This window comes from Flavihumibacter cheonanensis (assembly GCF_022352215.1).
Classification (GTDB): domain Bacteria; phylum Bacteroidota; class Bacteroidia; order Chitinophagales; family Chitinophagaceae; genus Flavihumibacter; species Flavihumibacter cheonanensis.
This window is the reverse complement of record NZ_JAKRWF010000081.1, coordinates 1-289: the sequence shown is the minus strand read 5'-3', so window position 1 is coordinate 289 and position 289 is coordinate 1. Positions and strand designations below refer to the sequence as shown.

1 protein-coding gene is annotated in these 289 nt (G+C 61.6%); it reads left to right on the top strand.

Annotated elements, in window-relative coordinates:
- On the top strand, positions 1-289 hold a 289-nt coding region (locus MD536_RS21220), incomplete at both ends, for a hypothetical protein (protein WP_239603791.1).

The window sequence follows — 289 nt, the reverse complement described above, 5'->3', positions numbered from 1 at the left end:
TTCCAACCGCCAGGTGTTCAACTTTATCCTGGAGCCGCCAGAGGTGCGCCAGGTTGAGCCGCCACCGCCGCTGGAAATACCAGTCAACGCCGAAGGCATCCAGGAGGTGGATCTGATCGTCACCCCGGGCGGCTATTCCCCACTGCGCTTCTCGGTTCAAAAAGGGGTGCCGGTGCGTCTCACCTTTCGCCAGCTGGGCAGGGTGGGCTGCGGCAACGAGCTGAATTTCCCGTACGGGGAGGGCTTGGCTGCTGCTTTGAAGCTGGAGGATCCCAACGACAAGAAGGTC